The sequence below is a fragment of the Geodermatophilus sp. SYSU D00879 genome (assembly GCF_054050375.1).
The window spans coordinates 112,442-137,766 of sequence record NZ_JBJGZF010000012.1; the positions used below are offsets into that span (position 1 = coordinate 112,442).

At 75.9% G+C, this 25,325-nt stretch carries 21 protein-coding genes; 13 read left to right on the forward strand and 8 right to left on the reverse strand.

Annotation, left to right across the window (positions count from 1 at the left end; genetic code table 11):
- Positions 1–27 precede the first annotated feature (27 nt).
- From murJ to ACI79B_RS16170, 3 genes are all read right to left on the reverse strand, one after another.
- Positions 28–2,166 (reverse strand): murein biosynthesis integral membrane protein MurJ, encoded by a 2,139-nt coding sequence (gene murJ / locus ACI79B_RS16160; protein ID WP_456927708.1) that lies wholly within the window; start codon positions 2,164–2,166, stop codon positions 28–30.
- The gene (locus ACI79B_RS16165; RefSeq protein ID WP_456927707.1) at positions 2,163–4,409 is read right to left on the reverse strand and encodes a DUF6049 family protein; all 2,247 of its coding nucleotides are present in this window, start codon (positions 4,407–4,409) and stop codon (positions 2,163–2,165) included. Before ACI79B_RS16165 ends, murJ begins: the two co-directional genes overlap by 4 nt.
- A 67-nt stretch (positions 4,410–4,476) precedes the next feature.
- Positions 4,477–4,953 (reverse strand): NUDIX hydrolase, encoded by a 477-nt coding sequence (locus tag ACI79B_RS16170; RefSeq protein WP_387988621.1) that lies wholly within the window; start codon positions 4,951–4,953, stop codon positions 4,477–4,479.
- Positions 4,954–4,995: 42 nt separating this feature from the next.
- Between ACI79B_RS16170 and ACI79B_RS16175 the strand changes: the two genes are divergently transcribed.
- Both ACI79B_RS16175 and ACI79B_RS16180 read left to right on the forward strand, forming a co-directional pair.
- Entirely contained in the window at positions 4,996–6,480 is a 1,485-nt protein-coding gene (locus tag ACI79B_RS16175; protein ID WP_456927706.1) for a CCA tRNA nucleotidyltransferase, read from the forward strand.
- A 220-nt stretch (positions 6,481–6,700) separates the two neighbouring features.
- Complete coding sequence (locus tag ACI79B_RS16180; protein ID WP_457000197.1) at positions 6,701–7,609, forward strand: matrixin family metalloprotease; 909 nt, start codon at positions 6,701–6,703, stop codon at positions 7,607–7,609.
- On the opposite strand, the gene ACI79B_RS16185 is transcribed toward ACI79B_RS16180, so the two are convergent.
- Complete coding sequence (locus ACI79B_RS16185; RefSeq protein ID WP_456927704.1) at positions 7,606–8,892, reverse strand: MFS transporter; 1,287 nt, start codon at positions 8,890–8,892, stop codon at positions 7,606–7,608. The two genes, ACI79B_RS16180 and ACI79B_RS16185, sit on opposite strands and share 4 nt — an antisense overlap.
- Before the next feature lie 138 nt (positions 8,893–9,030).
- Here ACI79B_RS16185 and ACI79B_RS16190 point away from each other — a divergent pair, with 138 nt between their 5' ends.
- Complete coding sequence (locus ACI79B_RS16190; RefSeq protein ID WP_456927702.1) at positions 9,031–9,615, forward strand: YqgE/AlgH family protein; 585 nt, start codon at positions 9,031–9,033, stop codon at positions 9,613–9,615.
- A 130-nt stretch (positions 9,616–9,745) separates the two neighbouring features.
- Here the strand turns inward: ACI79B_RS16190 and ACI79B_RS16195 are convergent, their stop codons facing one another.
- The 3 genes from ACI79B_RS16195 to ACI79B_RS16205 all read right to left on the reverse strand — a co-directional run bounded on the left by ACI79B_RS16195 (position 9,746) and on the right by ACI79B_RS16205 (position 12,422).
- Positions 9,746–10,504: a hypothetical protein gene (locus ACI79B_RS16195; protein ID WP_456927701.1), complete on the reverse strand. Its 759-nt coding sequence runs from the start codon at positions 10,502–10,504 to the stop codon at positions 9,746–9,748.
- 106 nt (positions 10,505–10,610) lie between these two features.
- Positions 10,611–11,690 (reverse strand): inositol-3-phosphate synthase, encoded by a 1,080-nt coding sequence (locus tag ACI79B_RS16200; protein ID WP_387988615.1) that lies wholly within the window; start codon positions 11,688–11,690, stop codon positions 10,611–10,613.
- 135 nt (positions 11,691–11,825) lie between these two features.
- The gene (locus tag ACI79B_RS16205) at positions 11,826–12,422 is read right to left on the reverse strand and encodes a PadR family transcriptional regulator (RefSeq protein WP_456927700.1); all 597 of its coding nucleotides are present in this window, start codon (positions 12,420–12,422) and stop codon (positions 11,826–11,828) included.
- Positions 12,423–12,577: 155 nt separating this feature from the next.
- Here ACI79B_RS16205 and ACI79B_RS16210 point away from each other — a divergent pair, with 155 nt between their 5' ends.
- The 3 genes from ACI79B_RS16210 (at position 12,578) to ACI79B_RS16220 (ending at position 17,125) form a co-directional block, all read left to right on the forward strand.
- The gene (locus ACI79B_RS16210) at positions 12,578–12,988 is read left to right on the forward strand and encodes a DUF5318 family protein (protein ID WP_456927699.1); all 411 of its coding nucleotides are present in this window, start codon (positions 12,578–12,580) and stop codon (positions 12,986–12,988) included.
- A 156-nt stretch (positions 12,989–13,144) separates the two neighbouring features.
- On the forward strand, positions 13,145–15,583 hold the full coding sequence (locus ACI79B_RS16215) for a transglycosylase domain-containing protein (protein ID WP_456927698.1): 2,439 nt from the start codon (positions 13,145–13,147) through the stop codon (positions 15,581–15,583).
- 138 nt (positions 15,584–15,721) lie between these two features.
- Positions 15,722–17,125 carry a glycosyltransferase family 87 protein gene (locus tag ACI79B_RS16220; RefSeq protein WP_456927697.1) on the forward strand — a complete coding sequence of 468 codons (1,404 nt, stop codon included), beginning with the start codon at positions 15,722–15,724 and terminating at the stop codon, positions 17,123–17,125.
- Here ACI79B_RS16220 and ACI79B_RS16225 read toward each other — a convergent pair.
- Positions 17,122–17,937: a deoxyribonuclease IV gene (locus ACI79B_RS16225; RefSeq protein WP_456927696.1), complete on the reverse strand. Its 816-nt coding sequence runs from the start codon at positions 17,935–17,937 to the stop codon at positions 17,122–17,124. The two genes, ACI79B_RS16220 and ACI79B_RS16225, sit on opposite strands and share 4 nt — an antisense overlap.
- 142 nt (positions 17,938–18,079) lie before the next feature.
- Between ACI79B_RS16225 and ACI79B_RS16230 the strand changes: the two genes are divergently transcribed.
- The 7 genes from ACI79B_RS16230 (at position 18,080) to ACI79B_RS16260 (ending at position 25,322) form a co-directional block, all read left to right on the forward strand.
- Complete coding sequence (locus tag ACI79B_RS16230; protein ID WP_456927695.1) at positions 18,080–19,162, forward strand: hypothetical protein; 1,083 nt, start codon at positions 18,080–18,082, stop codon at positions 19,160–19,162.
- A 146-nt stretch (positions 19,163–19,308) separates the two neighbouring features.
- Positions 19,309–19,596: a 30S ribosomal protein S6 gene (gene rpsF / locus ACI79B_RS16235; RefSeq protein ID WP_387988608.1), complete on the forward strand. Its 288-nt coding sequence runs from the start codon at positions 19,309–19,311 to the stop codon at positions 19,594–19,596.
- A 2-nt stretch (positions 19,597–19,598) separates the two neighbouring features.
- Positions 19,599–20,084: a single-stranded DNA-binding protein gene (locus tag ACI79B_RS16240; RefSeq protein ID WP_387988607.1), complete on the forward strand. Its 486-nt coding sequence runs from the start codon at positions 19,599–19,601 to the stop codon at positions 20,082–20,084.
- Positions 20,085–20,183: 99 nt separating this feature from the next.
- The gene (gene rpsR, locus ACI79B_RS16245) at positions 20,184–20,420 is read left to right on the forward strand and encodes a 30S ribosomal protein S18 (protein ID WP_073422051.1); all 237 of its coding nucleotides are present in this window, start codon (positions 20,184–20,186) and stop codon (positions 20,418–20,420) included.
- Between the two features lie 11 nt (positions 20,421–20,431).
- Positions 20,432–20,878 (forward strand): 50S ribosomal protein L9, encoded by a 447-nt coding sequence (gene rplI / locus ACI79B_RS16250; protein WP_456927694.1) that lies wholly within the window; start codon positions 20,432–20,434, stop codon positions 20,876–20,878.
- A 588-nt stretch (positions 20,879–21,466) separates the two neighbouring features.
- The gene (gene dnaB, locus ACI79B_RS16255) at positions 21,467–22,831 is read left to right on the forward strand and encodes a replicative DNA helicase (RefSeq protein ID WP_456903469.1); all 1,365 of its coding nucleotides are present in this window, start codon (positions 21,467–21,469) and stop codon (positions 22,829–22,831) included.
- A 247-nt stretch (positions 22,832–23,078) separates the two neighbouring features.
- Positions 23,079–25,322, forward strand: coding sequence for a molybdopterin cofactor-binding domain-containing protein (locus ACI79B_RS16260; protein ID WP_456927692.1), 2,244 nt, complete (start codon positions 23,079–23,081; stop codon positions 25,320–25,322).
- The last annotated feature ends 3 nt before the right edge of the window (positions 25,323–25,325 follow it).

Genomic DNA, 25,325 nt, shown 5'->3' on the forward strand with positions numbered 1-25,325 from the left:
CGCCGTCCGTGCCCGCCGGTCCGCGGCTCACCCGCGGCCCAGCCGCGCGCGGACGGCGGCGAGGGGTTCCCGGAGCTCCGGGACGCGGGCGAGCACGAAGCCGGCGAGGGCCGTGACGCCGACGACCACGGTACCGATCAACAGGGTGCCGAGCGAGCCCGTCAGTGACGTGCCGAACGCGTCCTGGGTCACGCGGACGACGAGCCAGCCGGCGCCGGCCGCCACCGCCGCGGCGAGCACCATCCGCAGCACCGGGCCCAGCGCCCCGCCCCGCGCCACGCCCGGCTCGGCGCCGAACTGCCGGCGCAGCGCGAGGTGCCCGAGCACCCAGCCGGCGAGGTAGGTGAGGCTGGTGGCCAGCATCAGCCCGGCGACGACGTGGCCGGGCTCGACCAGCGCCGGGACCAGCAGCAGCAGCGGCACGCGGACGAGGACCATGCCGACCTGGATCAGCGTCGGCGTCCGGGCGTCCTTCATGGCGTAGAAGACGCGCAGCTGCAGGAGCGTGACGGCCATGGGCAGCAGCCCGAACGCGCCGACGGCGAGGGCCGCGCCGATGCCCTGCGCCTCGTCGACGGAGGTGTTGCCCCGGGCGAAGGCGACGGCGCCGAGCGCCGGGCCGACGACGGTGAGCGCGGCGGCCACCGGCAGCAGCCCGAGCGCGGACAGCCGCGTGCCGAGGGAGAGGTCCTGGACGACGCCGGGGACGTCGTTGCGCGCGGCGGCGCGGCTCATCCGCGGCACGAGGGCGGTGAGCAGCGCGACGCCGATGATCCCGTAGGGCATCTGGAACAGCAGGCTGGCGTAGGCGAAGGCGCTCGAGCCCAGCCCGCCGTCGCGGGCGGCCGCGTTGGCCACGCGGGTGGCCACGACGACGCCGACCTGGCTCACCGCCACGTACAGGACCACCCACAGGCCCAGCCCGCCGACCTCGCGCAGCCCGGTCTGCCGCAGGCTCCACCGGGGCCGCAGCGGCACGCCGGCCCGGTGCAGCAGCGGCACCAGCACCAGCGCCTGGACGGCGATGCCGAGCAGGGTGCCGCCGCCGAGCAGCCACACCTGGCCGGGGGTGATCGTCTGCGGCTCGAGGTCGCCGGGCCCGCCGGCCATCACGAACAGCACGCCGGTGGCGATGACGACGACGTTGTTGAGCACCGGCGCCCACGCCGGCGGCCCGAAGACCCCGCGCGAGTTGAGGATCGCCTGCGCCAGCGCGCCTACGCCGTAGAAGACGATCTCCACCAGCAGGATCCGGGCCAGCCAGTTGGCCAGCCGCACCTGTTCGGGGTCGTCCTCGATGCCGTACAGCGAGGTCAGCGCCGGTGCGATGACGACGGCGACCACGGTGACCACCAGGAGCCCGGCGATCGCCACCGTGGACAGCCGCTGCGCGTAGGCGACGCCGCCGTCGCGGTCGCGCTCCTGCGCGTGCACCAGCAGCGGCACGATCACCGAGGTCAGGACGCCGCCGAGCAGCAGCTCGTAGACGATGTTGGGCAGCGTGTTGGCGGTGTTGTAGGCGTCGTTGACCAGCCCGACGCCCAGCGCCGCGGCCAGCACGACCGTGCGCAGCAGGCCGGTGATCCGGGAGACCAGCGTGGCCACCGCCATGGTCCCGGCGGCGCGCAGGAGGCCGCGGCTGCCGCCGGGGGCGCCCTCCCGCCGCTGCGCCTCCTCCTCGGTCTCGCCCTCGGGCCGCGGGACCGGGGGCAGGTGCAGGATCGGGATGACCTGCGTCTCGTCGGCCGGGATGAAGCGGCGCCGCACCGGCGGGGGCACCGGCGGCAGCGGCCGGGGCGCGGGCCGGACGGCCGCGGGCGGGGGTGCCTCGGCCCCGGGGGCCGCCGGGCGCCGCCCGTCGGCCCGCGCCCCCGGCTGGTCCCCGGTGCGGGGCGCCCCGGGCGGCCGGGGCCGGGCCGGCGGCACCGGGGGCATGGCGCGGCGGGCCGCCGGGGTGCCCGGCAGGCCCGAGCCCGGCGGCGGGGCGACCGGGTAGGGCGGCGGGGGCAGCGGCCGGGACCGGTCGTGCCCCGGCGCGGGTCCCGCCGCCTCCGGGGACGCCGCCGCGGGGAGCGGGGAGGACACGGGCGGGGGCACCGGCGGCAGCGGGCGCGCCCCCGGCTCCCGGGCCGGTGCGTCCTCGTCGCTGCGGGGGTGGCCGGTCACACCGGGCTCCGGCTGGGCGGGAAGGCGGTCCCGGCGCCGTCGGGCAGCTCCTCCTCGGGCCGCCCCCGGCGGCGGAGGAAGAGGACCCCGCGGCGCAGGAACAGCAGCCCGAGCAGGACGGCGGCGCCGATGGTGATCGACAGCGAGATCGTCCCGTAGGCGGTGCTGCGGACCTGGATCGCGACGTCGTCGCCCAGCGGGCCGCCGTCGGGGGTGGTGAGGCTCGCGGTGACGGCGAAGCGGCCGGACTGGCGCACCTCGGTCGGGACCTCCAGCGTCGTGCGCTGCTCGGGCGCCAGTTCCTGCGCGTCGAGCTCGCCGATGGTCAGGCCGACCTTGTCGCGGGTGCGCGCCTCCACCAGCACCCGCACCGCGAAGGGCAGGTCGTTCTGCACGGTGAGCACCAGCGGCGCGTCGCTGGAGGCCAGGCTGTAGGTGCCGTCGGCGGGGGCGACCAGCGTCACCCGCTCGCGCAGCCCGGCCAGGGTGTCGCGCACGTCCCCGGCGGCGGTGGTGAAGCCGGCCGGGTCGTCCCGCCAGGCCACCGAGGCGGCCCGGGCCAGCGCGGCGTCGTACCCGGCGAGGACGGTGGCGGGCTCCTCGACGACGGCGCCGGCGAGGTCGTCGCGCAGCGCGGTCGCGGCGACCAGCCCGGCCATGCCGGCGGGGTCGAGCACCGCCGCGCCGGCCTGGTCCACCGGCGTGCCGGCGTCGGCGACCGGGCCCGCGGACAGGTCGGTCAGCGACGCCGGGCGCAGCCCGGGCAGCGCGGTGTCGGTGATCATCGCGGCGACCGTCTCGGGGTCGGGGTCGACGTCGCGCGGCGGGGCGACCAGGACGCTCTGGCCCGCCGGGCTGGCGGGCGTCTGCTGCGAGACCAGCACCAGCTCGGCGACGTAGCGCTGCTCGGCCACCCGCGGGCCGCCCTCGGCGGTGTCGGCCGTGCCGACGACGGAGGACAGCCCCGCGTCGGCCACCAGCGCCTCGACCGGGCCGTCGGTGCCGGGCACCGTGGTCCGCGCGGCCGCGCCGCCGCCGGGGATGCCGAGCGCCGCGTCGCCGTCGCTCAGCGCGCTGGAGGCGACCACCACCTGCTCGACGCCGCCCTCCCGGAGGGTCGCGAGCGTGTCCGGCCGCAGCGCCCCGCCGGCCGCCCAGGTCAGGTCGGTGCGCGGGGTGACCCCGAGGACGTCGGCCAGCAGCGCGGCCCCGGCCGGCCCGGGCGAGGCCTCGGAGACCACGCCCCCGCTCTCGGGCGTGTCGCCCTCCGCCCCGGGTGCGGCGCCGGGCAGCGCGCGGGTGAGCGCGGCCTCCAGGCCCGCCGCCTGCAGCGCGTCGGCGTCGACGTCGCCGTAGGGCAGGGCGAGCACCGGGTGGTCGGCGGCCACGGCGCGCAGCCGCTCCAGCCACGCGGCGGCGGCCTCGGTGCCGGTGCCGGCGTCCTCCTCGCCGCCGACGTCGTAGGGGCCCTCGGCCATGATCGAGAGCTCCTCGACCAGGGCGGGGTCCACGGCGAGGGTCACCGGGGCCAGGGACGTGGGCGCGGGCGCGACGGCGGCGGGGAGCCGCTCGACGGCGGACAGCGCCCGGTCGAGCCGGCCGCCGTCGGAGACCGCCTCGGCCAGGCCGTCGTCGACGAACCGGCCGGAGGCGTCGCGGTGGCTGCGCTCGGCCAGCGGCCACAGCCAGGCGACGGCGGTGGCGGTGGCCGGCGGCGCGCTCTGCTGCACCACGTGGGTGCGGACCTCGCCCACCCGGCTCGGCTCGCCGTCGGCGGTGGTGCCGTTGACGTTGACCAGCAGGGGGTAGACGCCGTCGCGGTCCAGCGCCAGGTCGGCGGTGGTGACGGTGACGGTGAACGGCGCGGAGTCGCCGGGGGCGAGCGGGCCGGGCAGCGGCTGGAACGGCGTGGTGGACGCGGTGGCGGGGTCGGCGTCGGCGGCGAGCAGGTCGGCGCGGGTGGTGACGGGCAGGCCGCGCTGCAGCCGCACGCCGAGGTCGGTGAGCGTCTCGGTGCCGTCGTTGGTGAGCGTGCCGGCCAGGGTGACCGTGCCGCCGGGGGCGACGGTGCGCGGCTCGAGCCGGGTGAGGTCGACGGTGACCGGCCGCTCGGGGTCGGTCGCGGGCGCGGCCGGCGGTGCCGGGGCCGCCGGGGCCGCGGCGGCGGGAGCCGCGTCCGGGACGAGCGCGGGGGCGGCGGCGAGCGGCAGCGCCAGCAGGGCCGCCGTCAGGACGCGGGTCACCGTCCTCCCGCGCCGGCCGGCCCCGGACCGGGGGGTGCTGTGCCGAGGATGGGCGTCGCGGTCCGGGTCACGCACTGTCGGCGAGCAGCGCGGGCGCCCGCTCGACCAGCGCCCGCTCGTCGGCGTAGGCCAGCCGGTCGGACAGCTCGTCGAGGGGGACCCAGGCGACCTCGGTCACCTCGACGTCGGCGTCGGACAGGGCGCCTCCGATGGCGCGGAGCAGGAAGTGGTGCACGGTCTTGTGCACGCGGCGGCCCTCGGCGACGAACCAGAAGTCGATGATCCCGAGCGGGGCGAGCACCTCACCGATGATCCCGGTCTCCTCGGCGACCTCCCGGACGGCGGTGTCCTCGGGGGTCTCGCCCTCCTCGATGTGGCCCTTGGGCAGCGACCACAGCAGCCGGCCGCGGCGGTCGGTGCGGCCGATCAGCGCGGCGCGCGGGCCGGAGATGCCGTCGTCGGCGACCACGAGGCCCCCGGCGGAGGTCTCGTCGACCCGCCGCAGGCGGCGGCCGGGACGCCCGCGTCCGCCGGTGCCTGCCATGCCAGGAGGGTAGCGCGAGCCGCCGCACTACCCTGGCTCGTCGTGTCCGAGGAGCGGAAGAGTCGTCCGGCCGCCGTGGACGTCCCCTCGGCGGTGCAGCAGACCGTGCGCGAGCTGGTCGAGGTCTCGCCCGTGCTGGTGGAGCTGGGGGAACGCTTCGCCGCGGCCGGGTTCGAGGCCCACCTCGTGGGCGGGTCGGTGCGCGACGCCCTGCTGGCCGCCGGCAGCGGTGCGCCGACGCCGCCCGGCGACCTCGACGTCACCACCGACGCCCGGCCCGAGCAGGTGCTGCGGCTGCTGCGCGGCTGGGCGGGTTCCACGTGGAACCAGGGCATCGCCTTCGGCACCGTGGGCGCCGAGGTGCGCGGCACCCGGCTGGAGATCACCACCTTCCGCGCCGACCGGTACGACCGCGAGTCCCGCAACCCCGAGGTGGCGTGGGGCGAGTCGCTGGTCGACGACCTGGCCCGCCGCGACTTCACGGTCAACGCGATGGCGGTGTCCCTGGGCCCCGACCGCACGGTGACCGACCCGTTCGGCGGCCTCGGCGACCTGCTCGCCCGCCGGCTGCGCACCCCGGGCGCGGCGGCGGACTCCTTCGCCGACGACCCGCTGCGGATGCTGCGCGCGGTGCGCTTCGTCGCCCAGCTCGGGCTCACCCCGGACGACGACGTGGTCCGCGCGATGACCGACATGGCCGGGGAGCTGGCGCGGATCACCCCGGAGCGGGTGCAGGCGGAGCTGTCCAAGACGCTGCTGCAGGACGCCCCCCGCGCGGCGCTGGAGCTCCTCGTCTCCACCGGCCTGGCCGACGTCGTGCTGCCCGAGCTGCCGGCACTGCGGATGGAGATCGACGAGCACCACCAGCACAAGGACGTCTACTCCCACTCGCTGACCGTGCTCGACCAGGCGATCGCGCTGGAGAAGGCCGATCCGGACGCCGAGTCGCCGGACCTGGTGCTGCGGCTGGCGGCGCTGCTGCACGACATCGGCAAGCCCGCCACCCGCCGGCACGAGCCCCGCGGCCGGGTCTCCTTCCACCACCACGAGGTGGTCGGCGCGAAGCTGGTGCGCAAGCGGCTGACCGCGCTGCGCTACCCGAAGGACGTCGTCGAGGCGGTCGCCCGGCTGACCTTCCTGCACCTGCGGTTCCACGGCTACGGCCGCGGCGAGTGGACCGACTCCGCGGTGCGCCGCTACGTCACCGACGCCGGCGACCTGCTCTCCCGGCTGCACAAGCTGGTCCGCTCGGACTGCACCACCCGCAACCGGCGCCGGGCCGCCGCGCTCTCGGCCACCTACGACTCGCTCGAGCGGCGGATCGCCGAGCTGTCGGCGGCCGAGGACCTCGCGCGGGTGCGGCCGGACCTCGACGGCAACGCGATCATGGAGATCCTGGGCATCCCGCCGGGCCGCGAGGTCGGCGAGGCGTGGACGTACCTCAAGGACCTCCGCCTGGAGCGCGGCCCGCTCGGGCCCGACGAGGCCGAGGCCGCGCTGCGCGCCTGGTGGGCCGCCCGCTCCTGACTCCCCCGCACGGGTGGCCGCGCCGCCCGCGCCCCTCCCCGCGCCCCGCGTCCGCCGGTAGGACGGACGGCCGGACCGCGAACGGGTGCACGGGGGAACGCAGGACGGGCGCGCCGTGCGCGCACCAGGGCCCTCGGAGGGGCCCGCGGAACGGCCGTCGGGCCCGTGGCCGCCGTCCCTGCCGCCCCCACCGGGCATCCCGGCCTCGCCCACCGGCCGCGTGCCGCGGTGGGTGCTGGACGAGGCGGCCGGCCGTCCCGCCGACCCGGTGCCGTGGCGCGCCTGGGAGGGCGGGCCGCCGCCCCCGCGCCGCCGCTCCCCCGCCGTCCGCGGGGTGCTGGCCGTCGTCCTGGTGCTCGCGCTGAGCCTCGGCGCGGCGGTGCTCGCCGGCCCACGTCCGTGGCCCTGGGAGTCCTCCTCCGGCTCCACCGGCGCCGGGAGCCCCACGACCCCGGCGGCGGACCGGCCCACGCCCGGCCACGAGGCCGCGGACCTGCCGCTCGGCGCGCCGCCGCCGGCGCCGGCCGGCGGCACCTTCGCGTTCGTCGAGCACCAGGCCGACGGCGTCACGCCCGTCGCCTACGACCCGTGCCGCCCGGTGCACTGGGTCATGCGGCCCGACGGCGCGCCGCCGGACGCCGCCGGGCTGGTCGAGGAGGCGCTGACCCGGCTGTCGGCCGCCACCGGCCTGCGGTTCGTCCCCGACGGCACCACCGACGAGGGGTACACCGACGACCGGGCGGTGTTCCAGCCCGACCGCTACGGCGACCGCTGGGCGCCGGTCCTGGTCAGCTGGGCCACCCCGGAGGAGGTGCCCGGCCTCGGGGGCACGGTGGCGGGCCTGGGCGGCAGCCAGGCGGCCGCCGCGGCCGGCGGGCCGTGGGTGTTCGTCACCGGCGCGGTGACCATCGACGCCGGCTGGGCCGCCGGCGCCACGGGGTCCCCCGAGGGCCGGGACGCGCTGCGCGCCGTCCTCATGCACGAGTTCGGGCACGTGCTGGGCCTGGACCACGTCGACGACCCGGCCGAGCTGATGGCCCCGCGCAACGACGGCCAGGTGGACTTCGGTCCCGGCGACCTCGCGGGCCTGGCGCGGCTGGGCCGCGGCGTCTGCGAGCCGGGGCTCTAGACCCGCGCCGGCGCCGCGCTGCGCCGCAGGAAGGCGACGGCGGTCAGCCCGTACACGGCGCCGACGGCGAGCAGCACCGGCACCGACACGCCTGAGGCCGGCAGCACCAGCGCCCCGGCCACGAGCGCGGCGACGTAGGTGACGTTGACCAGGGTGTCGTAGACGGAGAACACCCGCCCGCGGACGTCGTCGGCGAGCACCTCCTGCAGCGTGGTGTCGACGCACACCTTCACGCCCTGGGCGACGAAGCCGAGCACGAACCCGCCGGCCACGATCCCCGGTGGCGCGAAGGTGAGCCCGAGCAGCGGCTGCAGCACCCCGCCGGCGGCCAGCAGCAGCGCCGTCCACCGGCGGCGGCCCAGCCGGCGCACCGCGGCCGGGGTGACCAGCGCCGCGAGCAGCGTGCCCACCGCCCCGGCGCCCACCACCTGCCCCAGGCCGACCAGCCCGCCGGGGAACAGCGACCCCGACCCCTCCGCCAGCGGGCCGCGGTACAGCAGCAGGGACGTCAGCGTCAGCACGCCGTAGCAGACCCGGTGCCCGGAGATCGCCAGCAGCGCCGCCGTCGCCGGCGGGTGCGCGAGCACGTCCCGGACGCCGTCGGCCATGCCGCGCACCACCTGCCGGGCCGTGAGCCGGGCCGCGCGGGTGGCGTGGTCGGGACCGAGGTGGGCCCGGCCGAAGCCCGCGACGACCGCCGCGGCCGCGAGGTAGGGCAGCGCCGCGGACAGCGTCACGGCCGCGTAGCCGGCGTCCCCGGCCGGCGCCAGCTGCAGCAGGCCGACCGCGGCCGCCCCGCCGACGACGGTCGCCACCGCCCCCGAGGTCGTCGACAGCGCGTTGGCCGTCACCAGCACGCCGGTGTCGGCGGTGTGCGGCAGCCCGGCCGACAGCGCCGACAGCACGAACCGGGTGACGGAGAAGACGGCGAGCCCGGCGACGGCGAGCGGCAGGCCGCCGGCCCCGGTCACCACGAGGGCCGCGACGACGGCGACCAGGCCGGCGCGCAGCACGTCGGCGTGCACCAGCACCTGCCGGCGGCTCCAGCGGTCCAGCCAGACGCCGGCGAAGGGGCCGAGCACCGAGTACGGCACCAGCAGCACCGCGAACCCGGCCGCGACGGCGAGCGGGTCGGTGGCCCGCTGCGGGTTGAACAGGACGCTCCCGGCGAGCGAGGCCTGGAAGACGCCGTCGCCGAACTGGGCCAGGAGCCGGGTGGCCAGCAGCCGGCGGAAGTCCCCCCGGCCGAGCAGGAGCCGCACGGTCGGAGCGGCCCGCGTCACCGGCTCACCCTACGGTGCGCTCCCGTCCTCCCCCGGGCCCCGGACTGTTGCACACTGGACGGGATGTCTCCGGTGCCCTCACCCGAACCCGAGTCCGGCCCGCCCACCCGGCGGGCCACGGGCCGACGCCGTGCGCCGGTGCCGCGGCTGTCCACCGGCACCCTCGACGACGTCGTCCCCGGCTCGCTGCTCGTGGCCATGCCCGGGCTCACCGACCCGAACTTCGCCGGCACCGTCGTCTACGTGCTCGACCACAACGACAGCGGCACGCTCGGCGTCGTCCTCGGCCGGCCCAGCCAGGTCGAGATCCGCGACGTGCTGCCCGGCTGGTGCGACCTCGCCGTCGAGCCGGGCGTCTTCCACGTCGGCGGCCCGTGCGAGACCGACACCGCGCTGTGCCTGGCCAGCGCCCCCGGCGCGGCCGGTGAGGGCGAGGGGCTGCGGCGGGTGGCCGGCGACGTCTACCTCGTCGACCTCGACGCCGACCCCGGCTCCCTGGAGGGCGGCCTGTCCGGCCTGCGGGTGTTCGCCGGCTACGCGGGCTGGTCGCCCGGCCAGCTGGCCGCCGAGGTCGCCGAGGGCGCCTGGGCGTGCGTGCCCGGCACCCCGGGCGACGTGCTCAGCGAGCTGTCCGGACCGCAGCTGTGGCGCGCGGTCCTCGCCCGGCAGACCGGCCGCCTGGCGGTGCTGTCCACGGCACCGGCCGACCCCTCCGCGAACTGACACGCCGCGGGACGACGGTCCGGGGCGCGCCCCCCGGCGACGTCTGGTAGGAATGACCCCGGAGGGGGCGGTCTGGGGAAGAGGCCGCCCCCTCTTCCCATGTCCGGGCCCGGGTGACCCCGCCCCGGGTTCAGATGCCGACCGCCGCCGCGACCTCCGGGTGCGCCGCCGCGTCCACCGTCTGCCGGTCCTCCGGCAGGGCGATCGTCCGCGGCCCGTGGTCCGACAGCGTCACCGTGACCTCGGTGTCCTGACCGGGCAGCGGGGTCACGTACTGCAGCAGCAGGCCGGTGGCGTCGTCCACGGTGACCGTCCAGCCGGCCTCCCCCGCGTAGACCGTGGCCAGTCGGCGGTCGACCGAGCGCTGCCCCTCCCAGGTGTGCTCCCCGCCGAGGAAGGCGGCGGCGTCGTCGGCCTCGGGCGCGCCCAGGTTGAGCACCACGGCCACGAGGACGTCGGTCAGCGGCACCGCGTCGGGCCCGGTCGCCAGCGCGCGGCTGACGAACGGGACGTCGGGCCGGCCGGCGGCGGCGAGCGCGGCCGGCAGCCCGGGGACGTCGCCGAACCAGATCCGGTCGCGGGTGAAGAACAGCGTGCGGGTGTCGTCGGGGCGCCCGTCGCCGTAGGTGGTCACCGCCCGCGCCCGGCCGGCGGAGCCGGTGAAGTCGACCTCGCCGCTGAGGCGCAGCAGGCCGCCGTCACCGAAGGGCGCGGCGACCTCGACGTCGGCGCCGCCCTCCTCCGAGTCCTGCGCCAGCAGGCCGGCGAGCACCTCGGCCTCCTCGGCGGTCACCGGGTCGCCGGGCTGCCGGTCGGCGGGGTCGCCCGAGCACCCGGCCAGCAGGACCGCCAGCAGGACCAGCGCGATCGCGAGCAGGCGGCGCGGCATGGCGGTCAGCGTAGGCAGCCCGGCGGCACCGGTCCCCCGACAGGCCGCAGGCCCGCCCCCCGGGTCGGGGGACGGGCCTGCCGGCTCGCGGGACGCGGCTACCGCGTCAGCGCTCCACCTCGCCGCGGATGAAGGCCTCCACGGCGTCGCGGGCCTCGCTGTCGCTGTACTGCACCGGCGGGGACTTCATGAAGTACGACGACGCCGACAGGATCGGGCCGCCGATCCCGCGGTCCTTGGCGATCTTCGCCGCGCGGACGGCGTCGATGATGATGCCGGCCGAGTTCGGGGAGTCCCAGACCTCGAGCTTGTACTCCAGGTTCAGCGGGACGTCGCCGAACGCGCGGCCCTCGAGGCGGACGTAGGCCCACTTGCGGTCGCTCAGCCACGGCACGTGGTCCGACGGGCCGATGTGCACGTTGTCGGTGCCCATGTCGCGGTCGACCTGGCTGGTGACGGCCTGGGTCTTGGAGATCTTCTTGGACTCCAGACGCTCGCGCTCGAGCATGTTCTTGAAGTCCATGTTGCCGCCGACGTTGAGCTGCATCGTGCGGTCGAGCTGCACGCCGCGGTCCTCGAACAGCTTGGCCAGCACCCGGTGGGTGATGGTCGCGCCGACCTGGCTCTTGATGTCGTCGCCGACGATCGGGACGCCGGCGGCGGTGAACTTGTCCGCCCACTCCTTGGTCCCGGCGATGAACACCGGCAGGGCGTTGACGAACGCGACGCCGGCGTCGAGGGCGGCCTGCGCGTAGAACTCGGCGGCCTGCTGCGAGCCGACCGGCAGGTAGCAGACGAGGACGTCGGCGCCGGACTCCCGCAGCGCCGCGACGACGTCGACCGGCTGCTCGTCGGACTCCTCGATGGTGGCCCGGTAGTACTTGCCCAGGCCGTCGAGGGTGGTGCCGCGCTGCACGGTGACGCCCAGCGGCGGGACGTCGGTGATCTTGATGGTGTTGTTCTCGCTGGCGACGATGGCCTCGGAGAGGTCACGGCCGACCTTCTTGGCGTCGACGTCGAACGCCGCGACGAACTGCACGTCCGAGACGTGGTACTCGCCGAAGCGGACGTGCATGAGGCCCGGGACCGAGGTGGTCTCGTCGGCGTCGCGGTAGTAGTGCACCCCCTGAACCAGCGAGGCGGCGCAGTTGCCGACGCCCACGATGGCGACCTTGACAGCTCCCATGGGTTTCCCTTCTCCCTGGACCGGGTGGTCCGTGTCGCGGGACCGTTCCGGTCCTGGCGGTGGCTGCCGGTCGAGCAGGACAGCCGTGGTGCCTGTTGTGCGGTGTCGGTGGGTGCGGCCCGCCCGGGGGCGGCCTCACCCCTCGCTGGGCGGCGGGCGCTCACCGCCGGGCCCCGGCTCGGGCCGGCGCCGCTCGCTGTCGATGAGCTCCGACAGCCAGCGCACCTCCCGGTCGACCGAGTCCAGGCCGTGGCGCTGCAGTTCCAGCGTGTAGCGGTCGAGCCGTTCGCGGGTCCGCGCCAGTGAGGACCGCAGGCCGTCCCGCTGCCGTTCGACCGTGCGGCGGCGCCCCTCGAGGATGCGCAGCCGTACATCGGCGGCGGTGTGCCGGAAGAAGGCGAGGTGGACGCCGAAGAGCCTGCCGTCGTCGTACGCCTCGGGGCCGGCCTGGCTGACCAGCTCCGCGAAGCGCTCCTTGCCCTCCGCGGTGATCGTGTAGACCACCTTCCCGCGCCGGCCGGTGAGCGGCGGTGCGTCGGCCGGGAGCGGCGCGCGCCGGTCGGACTCGTCGGTGGTGACGAGTCCGGCAGCGTGCAACCGCTTCAGCGCGGGATACAGCGAGCCGTAGGAGATGCTGCGCAGGCCCCCCAGCACCTCCGCGAGCCGTTTCCGCAGCTCGTAGCCGTGCATCGGGGACTGCTGCAGCAGTCCGAGGATGGCGAACTCGAGCATCTCGCCCCCCGTCGGCCCCTGCCGTTCGATGTATCGAGACGATACATCGGGAGGTGAACCGGTGGGCAACCCGAGACCCTCCCCCGATCGGGCAGGGCGCGCACGGACGGTGACGACGGGCCCGGGCGCGGGCGGACCTGCGTACATTGACGGCCGTGCCCGGACGTCGCTCCGTCGTCGACTACTCGCTGCAGAGGCGGGCCGTCCTGGCGGACGTGCACGCCGGCCGCACCGGGCTGTTCGAGGTCTGCGACGCCAGTCCCTACCTCACCCGCGCCGCGAGGTACCACGGCGAGCAGACCGACGACCCGTGCCCGGTCTGCCGCCGCGAGCGCCTGACGTTGGTCAACTACGTCTACGGTGAGGGGCTGGGCCACGTGTCCGGGCAGGCGAAGACCGAGGCGGAACTCGCCCGGATGGACGCCATGCAGGAGGAGTTCTCCGTGTACACCGTCGAGGTGTGCCGCGGGTGCGGGTGGAACCACCTGGACTGCTCCTACGTGCTCGGGACCGAGCCCGAGCCGGGGCGGCAGCCGCGCCGGCGCCGCCGCGCTGCCACGGACTAGGACCGCCGGTCGCACGGTTGCACACCGGCGGACCCGTCCGTCACACCCGTCCCGGGAGGACGGCGCGCCTGCGCGTCCTCCCCGGTCACCACAGGTAACGACGCCACGCTGGGCGGGACCCGATCCGCCCACCGACACCCGAGGAGGGGCTGCCTGGTGCCTCCCCACGACGAGACCACGCCGGTCGGGCCGTCCGGCGGCCCGCCGCGGCGCCCGCCGGCCGCCCGCGCGACCGGTGGCTCCGGACCCGCCGGCCGCGGCCGCACCACGGCCGCGCGGTCGGGGGGCTCCGGCGGCTCGCGTCCCGGCGGCTCCCGGCCCACCGGCTCGCGTCCCGCGGGCGGCAAGCCCGGCGGCAAGAAGGCGCGCACGAAGAAGCAGCGGCGCCGCCGCCGGCTGAAGGTCGCCCTCGGCACCCTGCTCGGCCTGCTGGTGCTGCTCGGCGTCTTCGTCGGCGTCGTCTACGCCACCACCGAGGTGCCCGACCCCAGCTCGGTGCAGCGGTCGCAGACGACGGTCGTGTACTACGCCGACGGCACCACCGAGATGGCCCGTCTGGGCGACACCAACCGGCGGGACGTCACGCTCGAGCAGGTCTCGGAGCCCGCGCGCAACGCGGTGCTGGCCGCGGAGAACCGGAACTTCTACTCCGACCCCGGCATCAGCTTCACCGGCATCGTCCGGGCGGCGTGGAACAACCTCACCGGCGGCTCGACGCAGGGCGGCTCGACGATCACGCAGCAGTACGTGAAGAACGCCATCCTGCAGAACTCCGACCAGACGTTCGCCCGCAAATTCCAGGAGCTGTTCCTGGCGATCAAGCTGGACAACAACTACGACAAGGACGAGATCCTCGAGAACTACCTCAACACCATCTACTTCGGCCGCGGCGCCTACGGCATCGAGGCCGCGGCCAACACCTTCTTCGGCGTCCCGGCGGCCCAGCTGACGCCGCAGCAGGGCGCGGTGCTCGCCGTCCAGATCCGCAGCCCCAGCTCCTACGACCCGGAGTCCAACCCGGAGGGCGCGCAGGACCGCTGGGGCCTGGTCCTCGACGCGATGGTCGAGGAGGACTGGATGACCCAGGCCGACCGCGACGCGTCGGTCTACCCGCCGGTGCTGCCCAAGCCGCAGTCCTCGGCCCTGGGCACCCCCACCGGGCCCGAGGGCCTGGTCGTGTCGCGGGCGATCTCCGAGCTCGAGGCGCGCGGCTACACCGAGGAGCAGATCCAGGCCGGCGGCCTGCGGATCACCACGACCGTCGACAAGGCCACCCAGGACGCCGCGCTGGCCGCGGTGAACGAGGTCATGGACGGCGAGCCGCGGGAGACGCTGCGCCAGGCGCTGGTCGCCGTCGACCCGCGGACCGGTGGGGTGCGCGCTTACTACGGCGGGGACATCGGCGCCGGCGACGGCGCGGTCGACTACGCGCAGGCGCGCCGCCAGCCCGGCTCGTCGATGAAGCCCTACGTGCTGGCCACCGCGCTCGACCAGGGCATCAGCGTCACCTCGCGCCGGGACGGCAGCTCGCCGCAGACCTTCCCCGACCGCGAGGCCCCGGTGCGCAACTCCGGCGGCGCCTCGTGCCCCGCCTGCACCCTGGTCGAGGCGATGACCCGCTCGCTGAACACGACGTTCTACGGGCTGGCCTACGAGGTGGGCCCGGAGAACGTCCGGGAGACGGCGCTGGCCGCGACCGGGATGCCCGAGACCTGGCCGGCCACCGGCTCGCTGCTCGACGACAAGACGACGCTGGCCGCCCCCGACTCCGGGGTCACCGGCTCCTCGATCGGCATCGGCGAGTACGAGATGCGCCCGATCGACCAGGCCGTCGGCTTCGCCACCTTCGCCAGCGGCGGCGTGCGGCACGAGGCGTTCTTCGTCAGCCGGGTCACCGACAGCGAGGGCACCGTGCTGCTGGAGGACGGCGCGCCGGCCGGTGAGCGGGTGATGAGCGAGGACGTCGCGAACGACACCACCTTCGCGCTCGAGGGCGTCGCCCAGTACTCGCGCCGGGCGCTCGACGGCGGCCGCGAGGTGGCCGCCAAGACCGGCACCCAGGGCATCGACGCCGACGACAACTCCGACGCCTGGATGGTCGGCTACACCCCGTCCCTGTCGACGGCGGTGTGGATGGGCACCGACGGCTACCTGCCGATCCGCAACTCCGACGGCGCGATCATCTACGGCTCCGGCCTGCCGGGCGCCATCTGGCAGGAGTTCATGGACACCGTGCTCGCCGGCACCCCGGAGGAGGACCTGCCCGACCGGCCGGTCATCCGCGGGGACACGGGCGAGGGCGTCCCGGCGCCGGAGACCCGGGCGGCCCCGACGACGCAGTCCGCGCCGACGACGCAGGCGACGCCGACCACCCCGGCCACGCCGACCGAGACCACGCCGCCGGACGACGGCACGACCGAGCAGGACCCGAACAACGGGACGCCGACCCCGACGCCGACCCCGACCCCCACGCCGACAGGGCCGCAGGCCGACCCGAACCTCCCGCCCCCTGCCGGGGGATCCAACCCCGGGGGGCCGCCGACGCAACCCGGGCAGCCGGCACCCACCACCACCCAGCCGCAGCTGACCGGCTGACCCGCCCGGCAGACTGACCGGGTGAGTTCCTCCCCCACGGGCCCGTCCGCCCCGGCCGACCAGCCGGCGGACGGGCCCGCGGCGTCTCCGGCGTCCGCGGCCCCCGCACCGGTGCCCCCGGGGCGTCCGGACCGGGTGGTGCCGACGTGGTCGGACCCGGTCGCCGCGCAGGCCGGCGAGGCGGTGGGCGGGCCGTGGGGGCGGCACGCGGTCACCGGCCGGGCGCTGTTCTGGACGCCGCTGCGGATCTGCCTGCTCTACGCCACCGTGGTCCTGGCGGCGGCGTGGCTGAAGCAGGCGCCCTGCGCCGACGGCAACTGGGCCGGGTCGGTGCAGTACACCCACTTCTGCTACTCCGACACCGTCCCCCTGTTCACGCTGCACGGCCTGGACGCCGCCGCGGTCCCCTACCTCGACTCGGCGGTCGAGTACCCGGTGCTCACCGGCGCCTTCACGGCGCTGGCCGCGCTGCTCGGCCGGGCCTACGGCGACCTCGCGACGGCGGCCGGGCTGCCGCCGCAGGTCCCGCCCGTGCAGGCCTACTACGTGGCGACCTGCCTGCTGCTGACGCTGTGCGCGTTCCTCCTCGTCCGGGAGGTGCTGGCGCTGGCCGGGCACCGGCCGTGGGACGCCGCGATGGTCGGCCTGTCCCCGCTGCTGCTCGTGCACGCCTTCACCAACTGGGACCTGTTCGCCGTCGCGCTGGCCACCGGCGGGCTGTGGGCGTGGGCGCGCAACCGGCCGGTGCTCGCCGGCGTGCTGCTCGGCCTCGGCGTCGCCGCGAAGTTCTACCCGCTGCTGCTGCTCGGGGCGCTGTTCCTGCTGTGCCTGCGGGCCGGGCGCGTGCGCGAGTGGCTGCGCGCCGCCGTCGCCGCCGGGGCCGCCTGGCTCGCCGTCGACCTGCCGGTGGCGCTGCTCGCGCCGGAGCACTGGTCGCTGTTCTTCCGGCTCAACACCGCCCGCCCGGCCGACCCCGACAGCGTCTGGAACGTCCTGATCACCGCCTCCGACGGGCGGTTCCTCGACGGCCCGCTGCCCGAGGGGACGCCGCCGGTGGTGCTCAACACCGTCGTCGCGGGCTGCGTGCTGCTGGTCTTCGCCGGCCTGGGGTGGCTGGTGCTGCGCGCCCCGGTGCGGCCGCGCGTGGCCCAGGTCGCCTTCCTGCTGGTGGCGGCGTTCCTGCTGGTCACCAAGGTGTGGAGCCCGCAGTACTCGCTGTGGCTGCTGCCGCTGGCGGTCCTGGCCCGGCCGCGCTGGCGCTCGCTGCTGCTCTGGCAGGCCGTCGAGGCGGTGCTGTGGGTGGTGCGGATGCTCTGGTACCTCGGCACCGAGGACCGCGGCGTCGGCGTCGAGTGGTTCTTCCTCGCGGTGACCGCGCGCGACCTCGCCGTCGTCGTGCTCATGGGCCTGGTCGTGCGCGACGTGCTGCACCCCGACGGCGACGTCGTCCGCACCAGCTGGCCCGGCGTCGACGACCCGGCCGGCGGCCCGCTGGACGGCGCCCCCGACCGGCGCACCCTGCGCCGGCGGGTGCCCGCCTAGCCGCGCAGCGCCGCGCGGACGAGCGCGACCTCCTCGGCGTGCGCGGCGGCGTCCCCGGGCGTCTCCAGGACGACGGGGCAGTCGGCGGCGCGCGCGACCGCGAGCAGCAGCTCCAGCGGGATCTCCCCCTCGGTCAGCGGCGCGTGCCGGTCGCGGCCGGAGCCGTGCGGGTCGCGGCTGTTGTTGAGGTGCACGAGGTCCACCCGGCCGGTGACGGCGCGGACGTCGGCGACGGCGGTGGCGAGGTCCCAGCCGGCGGCCCAGGCGTGGCAGGTGTCGAGCACGAACCCCGCGCCGAACTCCCCGACGGCGTCCCACAGCCGGTCCACCGCGCCGAGCTCGCGGGCCATCGCGTTCTCGCCGCCGGCGGTGTTCTCGATGAGCAGCGGCAGCGGGAAGCCGCCGTCCTCGGTCTGCCGCGCGAACGTCTTGCGCCAGTTGTCGAACCCCGCCGCGGGGTCGTCCTTGGCGAGCACGTGGCCGCCGTGCACGACCATCCCGCGGGCGCCGATCGCCGCCGCCGCCCGCGCGTGCACCGCGAGGTTCTTCCGGCTCGGGATGCGGATCCGGTTGTTGGTCGAGGCCACGTTGAGCACGTACGGCGCGTGCACGAAGACGGCGACGTCGGAGGCGAGCAGGTCCTCGGCGTCCGGGCGCGGCGGCGGCGCCTTCCAGCCCTGCGGGTCGCCGAGGAAGACCTGCACGCCGTCGGCGTCCATCTCCGCGGCTCGGGCCAGCGGCCCGCCCGCGTCCAGCTCGTTGTCCCCGGTCAGGCCGGGGCCGACGTGTACGCCGATCGGGTGCTCCGCCACCCCGGCGACAGTAGTTCCGCCCCGGACGGGGACCCACCCGTATCGCGCAGGTCACGTCCTCGTTGGGACACGTGACGGCGGACACGCGCGGGCGGTGGCGCGCGCCGTGACCACGGGGACGCAGACGGAGGGGACGCAGGGGATGACGACGGGGACGGCGACCACCGGCACGATGCGGCGGGCCGCGCGGCGGTTCCTCGCCGCGCTCGCGCTCGTGGTGGCCGCCGTCCTGGGCGGCGCGGTCCTGCTGCCGCCCGCCGCGAGCGCCGCCCCGTCGGCCACCGTCGACATCCGCGACCTCACCCCGCCGCTGGTCTCGGTCGACCCCGGCGGCACGGTCACCTTCACCAACCGGATCGAGCCGAAGACGGTGCAGGTCGGCGGCGGCGGGCTGGTGCCCTCGCTGGTCACCGCGCAGGTGTTCACCGACGTCACGCTCGGCCTGCCCTCGGGTCCGGAGCCGCTGCCGAAGGACGCGAGCGTCACCGAGCGTTTCGACAGCACCTGCCTGACCTGCACGATCACCTACACGTACCGGGTCGTCGTCCCGAACACCTCGATCGTCGGGAGCGCGCTGGACACCGTCACCACCCGGGCGCTGAGCACGCTGCCGCAGACGCAGCCGGTCACCTACGACGGCCGGCAGACGACGGTGCAGATCGGCGTCCCGACGCCGTTCCTCGTCAACACGCTGCTGCCGCTGCCCGACCTGCCCTCGGTCGGCCTGCCGCCGCTGCCGACCGTCGACGTCCCGCTGCCCTCCCTGCCGTCGCTCCCGGCGCCGGCCCCCACCGGCCCGACCGCGCCGCAGGCCCCGGCCGCCGCGCCGACGGCCCCGGCGGCCGCGCAGGGGGTCGACGGCGACCCCTACTCCTACGACCTCGGCGGCGGCGCGGCGCGGATGGCGCCCTCCGGCGGCGGATCCGCGGCCTTCGACCCGTCGCGGCTGCCCGGGGCCGGCTCCCCATCGGGCACCGCGTCCGGCAGCGGCGGCGCCGACGGCTCCGGCGGGGTCGCGGGCGGCTACGACGGCGCCGCGGTGCCGGTCTCCGGCGAGCTCGGCGCGCTCGACGGCGGTGCGCTGGACGAGGAGAGCAGCACGGTGACCGCCGACGGCGCCTCCCCCGGCCCGGCCCTGCCGCCCGCCGCGCTGGCCGCCGTCGTCGCGCTGGCCGGCAGCACCGCCGCGCTGGTCCGCACCTCCCGGGCGGTCCGCTCCCGCTGACCCCGGCGGGCGCCGGTGGGCGCGCTGGTACCCTCGGGGGGCGCGTCCCGTGTGCCGTCCGAGGCAGGCAGGGCGCGCGACGCGTGTACGACCCTCCTGCTGCAGACGTCCTGCAGCCGCCCAGACCAGAGGAGGTGGGGTTCTCCGTGCGTCACTACGAACTGATGGTCATCCTCGACCCCGACCTGGAGGAGCGCACGATCGCTCCCTCCCTCGACCGGTTCCTGACCGTCGTCACCAACTCCGGTGGCACCGTCAAGACCGAGATCTGGGGCCGGCGCCGCCTGGCCTACGAGATCAAGAAGCACGTCGAGGGCATCTACGCCGTCGTCGACATCCAGGCCGAGCCCGCCGCGGTCGCCGAGCTCGACCGGCAGCTCAACCTGAACGAGTCGGTCCTGCGGACCAAGCTGCTCCGGCCCGAGGTCCACTGACCATGGCCGGCGAGACCGTCATCACCGTCATCGGCAACCTGACCTCCGACCCGGAGCTGCGGTTCACGCCGTCGGGGGCCGCGGTCGCCAACTTCACGGTCGCCTCGACGCCGCGCACCTTCGACCGGCAGTCGCAGGAGTGGAAGGACGGCGAGGCGCTGTTCCTCCGCTGCAACGTCTGGCGGCAGGCGGCCGAGAACGTGGCCGAGTCCCTCACCCGCGGCTCGCGGGTCATCGTCTCGGGGCGCCTCAAGCAGCGCTCGTTCGAGACGAAGGAGGGCGAGAAGCGCACCGTCGTCGAGCTCGAGGTCGACGAGATCGGCCCCTCGCTGCGCTACGCCACCGCGAAGGTCACCCGCGCCTCGCGCGGTGAGGGTGGCGGCGGCGGTGGCGGTTTCGGCGGCGGTGGCGGTGGCGGCGGTTTCGGCGGCGGCGCGAGCGACCCGTGGTCGACGCCCGCCGGCCCGTCCGACGAGCCTCCCTTCTGACAGAAGGACCCCCTCGCCCCCCACGCCGCGCTCCGCACGGCGCGGGCCCCTGCGAGGGGGCCATCCACACCCCAGATCTAGTCGTACCTGGAGAACCCAGTGCCCAAGCCCCCCGTGCGCAAGCCCAAGAAGAAGGTCTGCCAGTTCTGCAAGGACAAGGCGACCTACATCGACTACAAGGACACGACGCTGCTGCGGAAGTTCATCTCCGACCGCGGCAAGATCCGTGCCCGCCGCGTGAGCGGCAACTGCAGCCAGCACCAGCGGGACGTCGCCACGGCCGTCAAGAACAGCCGTGAGATGGCCCTGCTGCCCTACACCTCGACGGCGCGCTGACCATGAGCACGATGAAGCTGATCCTGACGCAGGAGGTCACCGGTCTCGGGTCCTCCGGTGACACCGTCGAGGTCAAGGGCGGCTACGGCCGCAACTACCTCCTGCCCCGCGGCCTGGCCATCGTCGCCACCCGCGGTGCCGAGAAGCAGGTCGAGTCGCTGCGCCGGGCGCGTGCCGCCCGCGAGGTGCGGTCGCTCGAGGAGGCCCAGGCCGTGGCCGGCCGCCTCTCCGGCCTGACCGTCCGGGTGCCCGCCCGCGCCGGCGACGGTGGCCGCCTGTTCGGCCGCGTCACCACCGCCGACGTCGCCGCGGCCGTCACGGCCGCCGGTGGCCCGGAGCTGGACCGCCGCCGCATCGAGCTGCCGAGCAGCATCAAGACCACCGGCAAGCACACCGTCACCGTGCGGGTGCACCCGGAGGTCACGACGACCCTCCCCATCGAGGTCGTCGCCGGCTGAGAACGCCGCAGCACCGCCCGCGAGGGGCGTCGGACACCCGTCCGGCGCCCCTCGCGGCGTCTCGGGGGTCGTTTCCCGGGCCCCTGGGCCCCGGACGGCGGCAGGGGGACGCCGCGGGCCCATCCCGGCTGGCCGGCCCGGGACGGCCGGGCTCCCGGGGCCGGTGGGCGCCTGTGACGGCTGCGCCGGGCGGGACGACACGACACGCCCGGCGCCCCCGGCGCGCCGACTTTCTCGTGTCCACAGCCGGTGGGTGGCCGGGACGCAGGTGACGCCCGCGGGACCGCGGCACGACGGGTCGGTGTCCTCCCCGTCTCCACATGTCGACTCCGGCTGTCCACCGACTTGTCCACAAGTTGTGCAGAACGCGGCCCACACGGGTGTTGGACGGGTCCGTCCCCGCTTCCTAACGTCGTCTCCTGCGCCGGACCTCCGCGAACTGTCGGTGGCTCCGGGTAGTGATGTCCTCGAACGCGTGTTCGAGCGGCACGCGAGGCGTCCTGGTGCTTCCCCCACCGGGCCCCGGCCGGGCGGCCGGGGTCTGTACGCGCGCGCGTGCCCCGAGGAGAGGGAGGTACCCAGGTGGCGGTGGCCGACGACTTCAGCCGGCCGCAGGCGACGGCGCCGGAGTACGACCGGCAGCCGCCGCAGGACGTCGCGGCCGAGCAGTCGGTGCTGGGCGGCATGCTGATGAGCAAGGACGCCATCGCCGACGTCGTGGAGCAGCTGACCGGCAACGACTTCTACCGGCCGGCGCACCAGTTGATCTACGACTGCATCCTCGACCTGTACGGCCGGGGTGAGCCGGCCGACGCGATCACCGTCGCCGCGGAGCTCAACCGCACCGACCAGCTGTCGAAGATGGGCGGCGCGGTCTACCTGCACACCCTCATCGCCTCGACGCCGACGGCGGCCAACGCGGGCTACTACGCCCAGATCGTGGCCGAGCAGGCCACCCTGCGCCGCCTGGTCGAGGCGGGCACCCGCGTGGTGCAGCTGGGCTACGGCGCGGCCGGCGGGCGCGGCGACGTCGACGACATCGTCGATCGCGCGCAGCAGGAGATCTACGAGGTCACCGAGAAGCGGATGAGCGAGGACTACTCGCGCCTCGAGGACGTCCTGCAGCCCACGATGGACGAGCTCGACGCCATCGCCTCCCGCGGCGGCACCGCCCGCGGCGTGCCCACCGGCATCCGCGACCTCGACGAGCTGACCAACGGCCTGCAGGCGGGGCAGATGGTCGTCATCGCCGCCCGCCCCGGTGTGGGCAAGTCGACCCTGGGGCTGGACATCGCGCGGTCGGCCACGGTCAAGCACCACATGCCGGCCGTCATCTTCTCGCTCGAGATGAGCAAGCACGAGATCACCATGCGTCTGCTGTCGGCCGAGGCGAAGGTGCCGCTGCACCACATGCGCGCCGGCACGCTGTCCGACGAGGACTGGTCGAAGCTGGCCCGCCGGATGGGCGAGGTGGCCGACGCCCCGCTCTACATCGACGACTCGCCGAACATGACGATGATGGAGATCCGGGCCAAGGCGCGGCGGCTCAAGCAGCGCAACGACCTCAAGCTCGTGGTCATCGACTACCTCCAGCTCATGACGTCGGGCAAGCGCGTCGAGAGCCGCCAGCAGGAGGTCTCGGAGTTCTCCCGGGCGCTGAAGCTGCTGGCCAAGGAGCTCGAGGTCCCGGTGATCGCGATGTCGCAGCTCAACCGCGGCTCGGAGCAGCGTCAGGACAAGAAGCCGATGCTGTCGGACCTCCGTGAGTCCGGCTCGATCGAGCAGGACGCCGACATGGTCATGATGATCCACCGCGAGGACATGTACGAGAAGGAGAGCCCGCGGGCCGGCGAGGCCGACATCATGCTGGTCAAGCACCGCAACGGCCCGACGGCCAACGTCACCGTCGCCTTCCAGGGCCACTACAGCCGCTTCGTCGACATGGCCAACTGACAGGGCCGACCGAGACGGCGCCGACCGAGAGGTCGCGCCCACGCGCAGGAGGGCCCGGGACCGTCGTGGTCCCGGGCCCTCCGTGCGTCCGCGGTGTTCCACGTGGATCACCGAGCGCGACGTTGCAACGACACACCGTCGCACTGCAACGTCGTGACCCGGGTGGCGCCCGCTCGTTGGTCCGGGCCGAGCACCGCCGAGCCCGGCCGTGTCCTCGACCGACCGCTCACCGTCGAGAGGCCAACGCGTGACGACCCTGCCCGAGCACCCCCGCACCGACGAGCCCGCGGCCACGCACAGCCGCCGCCGCTTCCTCACCTACCTCGTCGCGGCCCCGACGCTCGCCGTCGCGGCGCAGGTCGTCGCCGACGTGGCCGGCCCGGCGACCGCCCAGGCGCTCCCCTCGGTGCCCGCGCCGGCCGAGCTCCTCGACCTCGGCGACGTGCTGATCCTCGCCGGGAAGCCCACCGAGGACCTCATCGTCGTCACCGTCGACGAGCGGGGCCGGGTCGGGCTGGCCCTCCCCCGCGCCGAGGTCGGCCAGGGCATCACCACCGCCGTCGCCATGCTGCTGGCCGACGAGCTCGACGTGCCGCTGGGCCACGTCGACGTCACCCTCGCCGACGCCCGCCCCGAGCTGGTCTTCAACCAGCTCACCGGCGGCTCCAACACCATGCGCAGCGTCTACGGCCCGGTCCGGCGGGCGGCCGCCGTGGCCCGCGCCCGGCTGCTGGCCGCCGCGGCCCTCCGCTGGGGCACCACCCCGGGCTCGCTCACCGTCACCGACGGCGTGGTCAGCGGTCCCGGCGGGCGGACCGCCACGTACGGCGAGCTGTCGGCCGCCGCGGCCGACCGGACGCTCGCCGTCGCCCTGGCGTCACCCAAGCCCGCCTCCGCGCAGCGGGTCGTCGGCACGCCCACCAGCCGCACCGACGCCCGCGCGATGGTGACCGGCCGGCAGCGCTACACCCTCGACCTCGACGTCGTCCCCGGCGCGCTGCCGACCATGCTGCGCCGCCCGCCGACGATCAACGGCACCGTCCGGTCGCTGGACAACGAGGCGGAGGTCCGGGCCATGCCGGGCGTCGTCGACGTCGCCGTGGTGCCGACCGGGGTCGCCGTCCTCGCCGAGACCTTCGGCCAGGCCCGCGACGCCGTCGCGGCCGTGCGGGCCACCTGGGGGCCGGGCACGGTCGACGGCGAGGACGACGAGTCGATCCGGCGGAAGCTGCGCGCGGTGACGCCGCCGCCGCTGGCGCCCGGCCTGCTGGTGCGGACGGTGGACGCGGAGTTCGACTTCGCCTTCGTCAGCCACGCGCCGCTGGAGCCCAACTGCGCCATCGCGCACGTGACCGCGGACCGCGCCGAGATCTGGTCGCCGCTGAAGTCGCCGATCGTCGCGCAGGAGACCATCGCCGCCGAGCTCGGCCTGCCGGTGTCCCGGGTGACCGTGCACGTCGTCCAGGGCGGCGGGTCCTTCGGCCGGCGCCTGTTCTCCGACGCCGCCCTGGAGGCCGCGCGGGTGTCGAAGGCGACGGGGCGGCCGGTCAAGCTGCTGTGGTCGCGGATCGACGACATGCGCCACGGCCGGGCCCGCGCCGCCAGCCACCACCGCATCCGGGCCACGCACGCCGCCGGCGACGTGCTCAGCTTCGAGCACCGGGTGGCCAGCGTGGAGACCGACTTCGGGCACGGCCTCGGCGAGATCCTCACGTCGGTCGCCGCGGACCTCCCGGTGGGCGGGAACGCCTCGTTCGCACAGACGGTCTTCCTCACCACCGTGCACTCGCCGTACCACTTCGGCGTCACCACGCAGACGCTGGCCGAGGTGCCGCTGCAGATGCACACCGGCAGCTGGCGCTCGGTGTACTCGGCCAACACCCGCGGGGCCGAGGAGGTCGTCGTCGACGAGCTCGCCGCCGCCACCGGCCGCGACCCGGCCGAGTTCCGCCGCCGCTTCCTCAAGGAGGACCGCTACCGCGCCGTCCTGGACAAGGTCGTCCAGGAGGGGCAGTGGGGACGGCGGCTGCCGCGCGGCCGCGCCCAGGGCCTGGGCTTCCACGCCGAGTACAAGGGCTGCACCGCCTGCCTGGTGGAGATCGACGCGCACGACCCGCAGCGCCCGCGGGTCACCCGGGCGACGATCGCCGTCGACGTCGGGAAGGCGGTCAACCCGCGCGGGCTCGAGGCGCAGATGCTCGGCGGGCTCACCGACGCCATCGGCACCACGCTGCGCGCGGGCCTGCACGTCGTCGACGGGCTGCCGCTCGAGGGCAGTTACAGCCAGTTCCACTACACCCGGCAGGCCGACTCGCCGGCCGACGTCCGGGTCTTCGTCATCGACAGCAGCGACGAGCCCGGCGGCGCCGGCGAGCTCGGCGTCCCGGCCGCGGTCGGCGCCGTCGCCAACGCCTACGCCCGCGCGACCGGGACGAAGCCGCGGTCGTTCCCCCTCGTCTTCCCGGTCGACTTCGAGCCCTTCCCCCGCTGAGGA

What these genes read in the sequence shown, in the direction of transcription:
- rplI (WP_456927694.1), top strand. Translation starts at nt 20,432, where the DNA reads ATGAAGCTGATCCTGACGCAGGAGGTCACCGGTCTCGGGTCCTCCGGT.
- ACI79B_RS16170 (WP_387988621.1), bottom strand. Translation starts at nt 4,953, where the DNA reads ATGGCAGGCACCGGCGGACGCGGGCGTCCCGGCCGCCGCCTGCGGCGG.
- ACI79B_RS16205 (WP_456927700.1), bottom strand. Translation starts at nt 12,422, where the DNA reads ATGCTCGAGTTCGCCATCCTCGGACTGCTGCAGCAGTCCCCGATGCAC.
- ACI79B_RS16200 (WP_387988615.1), bottom strand. Translation starts at nt 11,690, where the DNA reads ATGGGAGCTGTCAAGGTCGCCATCGTGGGCGTCGGCAACTGCGCCGCC.
- ACI79B_RS16240 (WP_387988607.1), top strand. Translation starts at nt 19,599, where the DNA reads ATGGCCGGCGAGACCGTCATCACCGTCATCGGCAACCTGACCTCCGAC.
- ACI79B_RS16230 (WP_456927695.1), top strand. Translation starts at nt 18,080, where the DNA reads ATGACGACGGGGACGGCGACCACCGGCACGATGCGGCGGGCCGCGCGG.
- ACI79B_RS16195 (WP_456927701.1), bottom strand. Translation starts at nt 10,504, where the DNA reads ATGCCGCGCCGCCTGCTCGCGATCGCGCTGGTCCTGCTGGCGGTCCTG.